Annotated in this window: 4 protein-coding genes; 2 read left to right on the top strand and 2 right to left on the bottom strand. The window is 69.5% G+C overall.

The window, feature by feature from the left end:
• The first annotated feature begins 154 nt into the window (after nucleotides 1-154).
• Nucleotides 155-2,860, top strand: a complete 2,706-nt coding sequence (locus tag VHR41_15400; GenBank protein HEX3235584.1) for a CARDB domain-containing protein — start codon at nucleotides 155-157, stop codon at nucleotides 2,858-2,860.
• A gap of 57 nt (nucleotides 2,861-2,917) precedes the next feature.
• On the opposite strand, the gene dacB is transcribed toward VHR41_15400, so the two are convergent.
• Both dacB and VHR41_15390 read right to left on the bottom strand, forming a co-directional pair.
• A complete protein-coding gene (gene dacB, locus VHR41_15395; GenBank protein HEX3235583.1) occupies nucleotides 2,918-4,516 on the bottom strand; it encodes a D-alanyl-D-alanine carboxypeptidase/D-alanyl-D-alanine-endopeptidase in 1,599 nt (532 codons plus the stop codon).
• Nucleotides 4,517-4,551: 35 nt separating this feature from the next.
• The gene (locus VHR41_15390; protein ID HEX3235582.1) at nucleotides 4,552-6,120 is read right to left on the bottom strand and encodes an FAD-dependent monooxygenase; all 1,569 of its coding nucleotides are present in this window, start codon (nucleotides 6,118-6,120) and stop codon (nucleotides 4,552-4,554) included.
• 567 nt (nucleotides 6,121-6,687) lie between these two features.
• Between VHR41_15390 and VHR41_15385 the strand changes: the two genes are divergently transcribed.
• Nucleotides 6,688-7,038, top strand: coding sequence for a hypothetical protein (locus VHR41_15385; protein HEX3235581.1), 351 nt, complete (start codon nucleotides 6,688-6,690; stop codon nucleotides 7,036-7,038).
• Nucleotides 7,039-7,061 lie beyond the last annotated feature (23 nt).

The following is a 7,061-nucleotide window of genomic DNA, read 5'->3' as shown; positions in this document are numbered from 1 at the left end:
TACCGCCCCCCGGCTTGCCTTCCCCCGTTTCCGCCACCAGATTCCTGCCACCCCTCCCCCCGTTCCAACGATCCGCTCCAGTTCCGCCCCCTTCCACCCCCGTGGGGACTGGTCTATGCGTGCTCGCCGCGGTTCCCGTGTGCTCGTGTTTGCCATGCTCGTTCCCGCGGCCATGTGGCTGGGGTGCGGCGGCGGCGCCGACGTGGTGGTCGGGCCCGAGCTGGGAACGCTGGAGATCACGACCACGACCTCGGGCCCCGAGCCGGACCCGGACGGCTACGCGGCCAGCGTCGACGGTGCCGCGCCGGAGGGCATCGGGACCAACGCGACGTCGCGACGCGCTGGGCTGCCGGTGGGGAACCACACGGTGGTGCTCTCCGGGCTGGCCCCGAACTGCACGGTAGCCGGTGGCACCTCGCTCACCGTCCGCATCACGGCCAATACCGTCGTGCCCGCCGCGTTCGTGGTCCAGTGCGCGCCCACCATGGGCAGCATCCAGGTCACTATCGCCTCCACCGGAGCGCCCGCGGACCCGGACGGCTACGAACTGCTTCTCGATGGCGCTGACGCCCAGGCGGTCTCGGTCAGCGATACGGTCACTCTCCCCGGCCTCGCGCCCGGACCACACACCCTGGGGCTCGGCGGGGTCGCCCAGAATTGCGAGGTCCAGGGCAATGACCCCCAGGGTCTGACGGTCACCGCGGGCCAGACCGCCACGGCCGCAATCAGCGTGACCTGCGCCGCGCCGCCACCGGCCACCGGGACGCTCGAGGTCACCACCACCACCAGCGGCACGAACCAGGACGCGGACGGCTACGGCATCGGCGTGGACGACGGCACCGCTCAGCCGATCGGGCTCAACGCGACGCTGAGCATCGCGAGCCTTGTCGCCGGCAGTCACCGCGTGCGGCTCACCGGGGTCGCGGCCAACTGCAGCGTCGGGAACAATCCCCGAAACGTGTCGGTGCCTGAAGGGGGCGAAGTGGCCGTGGCGTTCACCGTCTCCTGCAGCGCCACGACCGGCAGTCTCACGCTCACCATCGTCGGCCTCCCCAGCGGCACCGGCGCGGACGTCACCGTCACCGGTCCGGCCGGGTACACCCAGCAGATAACCGAGACACGAACGCTGGCCGGCCTGGCGCCGGGCGACTATCTCGCGACAGCCGCCGACGTCGCCAACGGCACGATCAACTACACGCCGAGCCCGAAGACCAGGACGGCAACAGTCGCGGCGGGCGACACGGCCGGCGTGACGGTCACCTACGCCGCGGTGGCTCCGACGCTCAACCTGAGGATCGCCGGGTGGCAGCTCACCCAGAGCACGCAAACGGCGGACGACGACATCCCGCTGGTGAAAGGACGGGACGCATTCCTGCGGGTGTTCGCCGTGGCCAACCAGGCGAACTCGGCCGCACCCAAGGTGCGGGTACGGGTCTACCACGACCGCGTGCTGATGTCGACGCTCACCATAGCGGCGCCCGGCAGCTCGACGCCCACCAGCAGGGACGAGAGCACGCTCGAGAAGTCCTGGAACGTCACGCTTCCTGGCTCGCTCATCCAGAACGGCCTCGGGATTCTGGTCGACGTGGACCCCGACAACGCCATCCCCGAAAAGAACGAGAGTGACAACACCTCATCCGAGTCCGGGACCCCGCAGGCGGAAACCGTGGCGACCGCGCCAACCTTCAAGCTCGCACTCGTGCCGGTCAAGCAGGTGGCCAATGGTCTGCAGGGAGACGTCTCCGAATCCAACAAGCCGCGGTTCCTCGATCTGACCCGGCGAATGCATCCGCTGTCGGAGATCGACGCCCATGTCCACGCTCTCTTCACCACCGACTCCGGCACCCCCGCGCTGGAACCAAAAAACACGAACGACGCCTGGGGCACCGTCCTGAGCCAGCTCGATGCGCTGCGTATCATCGAGGGGACTGAGGCCACCTATTACGGCGTGGTGCGGATCGACTACACGACGGGCATCGCCGGGATCGGCTTCATCGGCGTGCCGACCGCTATCGGATATGACGATCGGCAGGATGGTCCCCGCGTCATGGCACACGAGCTGGGCCACACCTGGGGCCGGTTCCATTCACCGTGCGGGCAGCCAGCGGGTATCGACCCGGACTATCCCTACGCCGGCGGCAAGATCGGTGTCTTCGGCGTGGACGTCGCCAATGCGATCCTCAAGGACCCGTCGCTTCCGGACATCATGGGGTACTGCAGCAACCCCTGGATCAGTGATTACAACTATCGGGCGATCGAGGCGTTCCGGGCGGCGCAGCTGGCGCAAGCGGCGAGGACCCCGGCCGCGGGCGTACAGCCATGCCTGCTGGTCTGGGGGCGTATCGTGAACGGGCAGCCCATGCTGGAGCCGGCCTTCGAGGTGGTGACGCGACCCAGCATGCCGAAGGGATCCGGACCCTACTCGGTCGAGGGCACTGCGGCCGATGGGGCGCGGATGTTCGGGTTCTCCTTCGAGGCGGCGGCGGTGCCGGACGATCCGCGCGGGGGGCGAAACTTCGCCTTCGCGGTGCCGCTCGATCACCTCCGCGCAGCCCGACTCGAGAGCTTGCATCTCGCAGGGCCCGGCGGCGGAGCGGTCGCCACATCGCGGGCGGTGGCCGCGTTCGGGGCACCGGCGGACGCGGACTCCGTGGTCGCCCGGCGAGTCGCAGGAGGAGTCGCGCTGCACTGGGAAGCCGCGGCCCATCCGATGATCGTGGTGCGGGATGCGCGGACGGGAGAAGTGCTCTCCTTCGCGCGCGGCGGCCAGACGGAGCTGGCCACGGGAACCGGGGAGCTCGACCTATTGCTATCGGACGGGGTGCGGAGCCGTGGGGTGAGGGTAGCTGTGGGGCGCTGAAGTAGTCGCGCGGAGCACCCGGTTAGCGCCTGAGGTCATCCTGAGGACCGTCCCTGCTCACCGCCCGGTGGCCCCGTCCCCCGCATCATAGATCGCCGCGGCGACCTCTCCCAGCGCCTGACCCGCCACCTGCTTGATCGCATCCGGCTCGTCCGCCACCGAGACGTTATTGATGTACGCGGCAAACGCCAGGTGGTGGCCGGCTGGAGTGGTGACGTAGCCGGCCAATCCCTTCCCGGTCACCAGGCCGCGACGATTGAGCGGGTCGCCGACGAAGTAGGTGCCGGTCTTGGCGAACACATGCCCGGCCGCCGCCGCGTGAGGCTGAATGTCGGACAACGTCCCATCCCGGCCGAGCACCGGGAGCGCCGCCAGAAACAGACGGTAGTCGGGACGCGAGGCCATGTACGCCAGGTAGCTCACCATGAACGCGGGCGTGAAGTGCGCGTTCCCACCCGCCCCGTCGCCCTGCTGCGCCCCCGTGAGATCGAGCTTGGCCCGAGTGAGGAACTCCCGCTCGAGGTCAAATCCGGTTCGCGCCGTGTCGCCCTTTCCGACCACCGCGCCGAGCAGCAGCGGCGTCTCGCTGGCATGAAGGTTCTGGCTCACCTTGAGGGTGACCTTGATCTCCTCCCGCAAGGGCGGTGACACGTGCTCGGCGACGAGGTGATCGGGCGTGTACATCGACGTCGTGCCGCCGGGGCCGGCGCCCGCCTCCCAGGTCTGCACCTGCACGCCCACTTCCCTCAGCGCCTCGGTGAGCACCACTTCCGCAAACTTGCTGGGCGACGGCACCGCGTAGGAGTAGAGCAGCGGCTTGCTCCGCGCCGGGATGGTGCCGCCGATGGTCACGATGTGGGTGCCATCCGGCGCGGTGCTGTCGGCGGTCCAGTCGATGCTGGATCGCGATCCGGGAGCGCCGGTTTTGGCCTGGTTCACGAAGCGCGCGTAGGCGGTAATCGGCGCGCGCTGAACGGCGGCCGGGGCCCCGCTGTCGGCGCCGGGCGTCACGGTCACGTCGATGACGTTGTCGTTCACCACGATCGGTGAGATCACCACGCCGGTGCCCAGCTCCCGCTCGCCTTCGGGGAACAGCGACGCATCCACGATGACCCGGCCCAGCACCCGCTTGATTCCCTTCCCGCTCACCTGCCGCGCGAGGGCGCGCACCACCAGCAGGGGATCGCCGGGGACGGCGCGGGTCGCGGTGTCGCCGCCGTAGCTGTGGTCGTGATTCTCGAACGCGAGGATGCTGTCGTGGGTGATCCGGCCCGACAGGTTGGGATCGCCGCTGGCCACCAGCACCAGGTCGCCATCGAGCGTCCCGTCCGGCGCGATCGGCCCGGTGCGATAGACCGGAGTGTGGAACCGGTGGTCGGCGCCGAGCAGGCCCAGGGCGCTGCCCTCGGTCAGCAGCTTGGTGGTGGAGCCGGGGACGAAGAGCTTGTCGGCGTTCACTGTATAGAGCGGTCGGCGGGTGTCGAGCGAATAGACCTCGATGCCCCAGAGCGCGTGGCGAAACTCCGGGCGGGAGGTGATCCGCTCGATCCGCTGCGCCAGGCCGCGGGGGGAGGCCTGGGCGTGCAGCGCAGGACCGGACAGGGCGAGGGCGAGGGCAAGCGCGAGGAGCCGCGCGGGTCGACGCTGAAGACTCACAGGGGTATTCCAGGTTGTTGTCATTTGAGAATGCTTCACGCGCGGGCGACCCCTATGCCCAGCCGCTCGGAGAAGTAATCCATCAGCGCCGCGCCGACCAGGCTGGTCCCCGCGAGGCCGACGTATCCGTCCGGCCGCACCAGGTAGAACGCGCGACGGGGAATCCCGACACGCGATAGGGCAGCTTCATTGGCGGGATCGAGGGGAACCTCCAAGGTGGCCAGGAGATCCTGCAGCCCGGAACCCTGCGGCGGCGCGGGCTGTCCGACCACGACCAGAGTGAATCGAGTGTCGTCCAGTCGTTGGAACAGGTCCTCTGCCGGGCCGTTTGGGCTCAGCCGAAGCCGGAGCCAGGGAAAGCGATCGCCCGCGCGAGGCGCCGAGCGGGGCAGCTCGGGCAGCGTGCTTGAGAGCGGACTGCGCGGGTAGCGAATCCCGATCTGGGAGATGGTGCGGAACCCGAGCGTCCGGATCCTCTCCACTCCCATGGCGAGGGCCAGCATCCGGGCGAACACCTTGCTCCGGATGAATCCCACCATCCAGTTGGCCGACACGGCGAGTGAGAACAGCCGGTCGGTCGTGCCGAGCAGCCGCTCGGCCACCGGGATCCGCTCGGCTTCGTACGAATCGAGCAACGAAGCTCCCGCACGGCCCGAGACCACCAGTGCCAGCTTCCAGCCCAGGTTGTACGCGTCCTGCAGGCCCGTGTTCATCCCCTGCGCGCCGACCGGACTGTGAATATGCGCCGCGTCGCCCAGGAGGAACCAGCGGCCCTGGCGAAACCGCTCGGCGCGTCGGTGATGGATGCGGTAGGTGGAGAACCAGGTGCATGCCTGGACCGCAACGCCGGGCGCCTCATGCCGGATGGAAGGAACCACGTCGTCGAGGGTCACGTCGTCGCGCCCGCGCAGTGCTGCGGGCAGGATGCCGACGATGCGCCAGTGATCGGCCCCGCGCATGGGGAAGAAGAGGTGAAAGCCGTCGCGCCAGAGGAAGACGTTGAGCTCGTCGCGCACCATCGGTCCGGTGACCTGGGTGTCGGCGACGAAGAACACGTGCTCGTACGGCGCGCCGACGAAGGCGATCCCGCTCATCTCGCGCACGCTGCTGCGCGCGCCGTCGCACCCGGCCGTCCAGGCGGCCGTGATCTCCCGGGTGCTACCGTCCGGCTGCCGGAGCCGGGCCACCACCCGATCGGTTTCCTGCGAAAGCCCGACCAGCTCCGTGCTCCACTGCACCGTCTGGCCGCGGGTGGCGAGCGCCTCGCCCAGCAGCCGTTCGTTGTCGTCCTGCCCCAGGATCAGGAGAAAGGGATAGGGGCTCAAGCTCCGCCCGATGTCGCCCAGCGGTACCCGCGCGGTCGGCCTCCCCTGGGCCCACAGATTGGCGCCGGTGGCACGCTTCCCCAACTCCACCGCCCGCTCCGCGATGCCGAGGTGGGAATAGATCTCGAGGGTGCGGGCCTGGACGCCGAGGGCGCGGGTCTCGCGTGCCGGTCCGGCGGTACGGTCGATGAGCAGCGCGCGCACGCCGTGGCGGGCGAGCTGATTGGCCAGCATCAGCCCCGTGGGGCCGGCGCCGACGATCAGGACGTCAGTGTCCACGGGCGCGGCAGCGAATTGCTCGTGCAGCTCGTCAGGAGCATGGGCTCAGGATGGGGGGACCGCGGAACATATCACCGAGAAGCGGGCGGGCCAAACCGGATGACGACGGGCAGAAACGGGGCGGCGGGAGGATGAAATGACCCGCGGGCGCGCCGTTCGGAGGCTTGGGCGGATCGGCAGGGCGCTCGGGCGGCCCGGAACTGCGGCCGCGCGCGGCGGACAGGGAGCCGCGCCAGGTCATCGGAAGCTCGGGCAGCCGGGACGGAGCGCGGGCGGCCGGGACGAAGGGCGCGCAGCCGCGACAGAGCTCCGCGCCGGGCGGCACGCGTCACGGTCCGGCGGGCGGAGGCGCGGGCGCGGACACCGAGGTCTCGGGCGCGGCGGCAGAACCGCGGTCCGATGGGCAAGGGCGCGGGGGCCGACCCAGCCTTCGAGGGAATCGCACCTCGAACTAGCGATCGCCCTGTGTTACAAGCACATTCGATGCATCCGGGTCGGAACGACTGCCGACGTCCGTATCCAGCTCGCCGGTTCAGTGCTTACGTACTCATGCGAGGAGATTCGCCCATGGCCCCCAGCGTGAAAGAGGAACTCGCTCGAATGCGTATCATCCTTCAGGACTTGGAGAGCCGGCTCGATGCTGGAGAGGTCTCGCCTGAAGGCCTGCCGGAATTCAAGAGCCTGGTGGACGACATCCGGCTTCGGGTGTGGGCCTTGCTCACTGCGGCAGGTGCAGAGGCTCCGCGGGCCACGGCGGAGCGCTTCCGGCTGCGCCGCGCGGCCGAGTTTTGTCGCAGCCTGACCGAGGAACTGGGCGCGGGCCAGGTGGACGCAAGCCACCCGGAATGGGCTGAGGTGCACCAGACTACGGCGCAGCTGAGTACGGCCATTGCCGCGCACACGGGGCGAGCCGCCTGAGCCAGCGCATGGGGTCGACGGAG

Source organism: Gemmatimonadales bacterium, assembly GCA_036265815.1.
GTDB lineage: Bacteria > Gemmatimonadota > Gemmatimonadetes > Gemmatimonadales > GWC2-71-9 > CAVVWJ01.
This window is presented reverse-complemented; position numbering and strand designations above follow the sequence as displayed.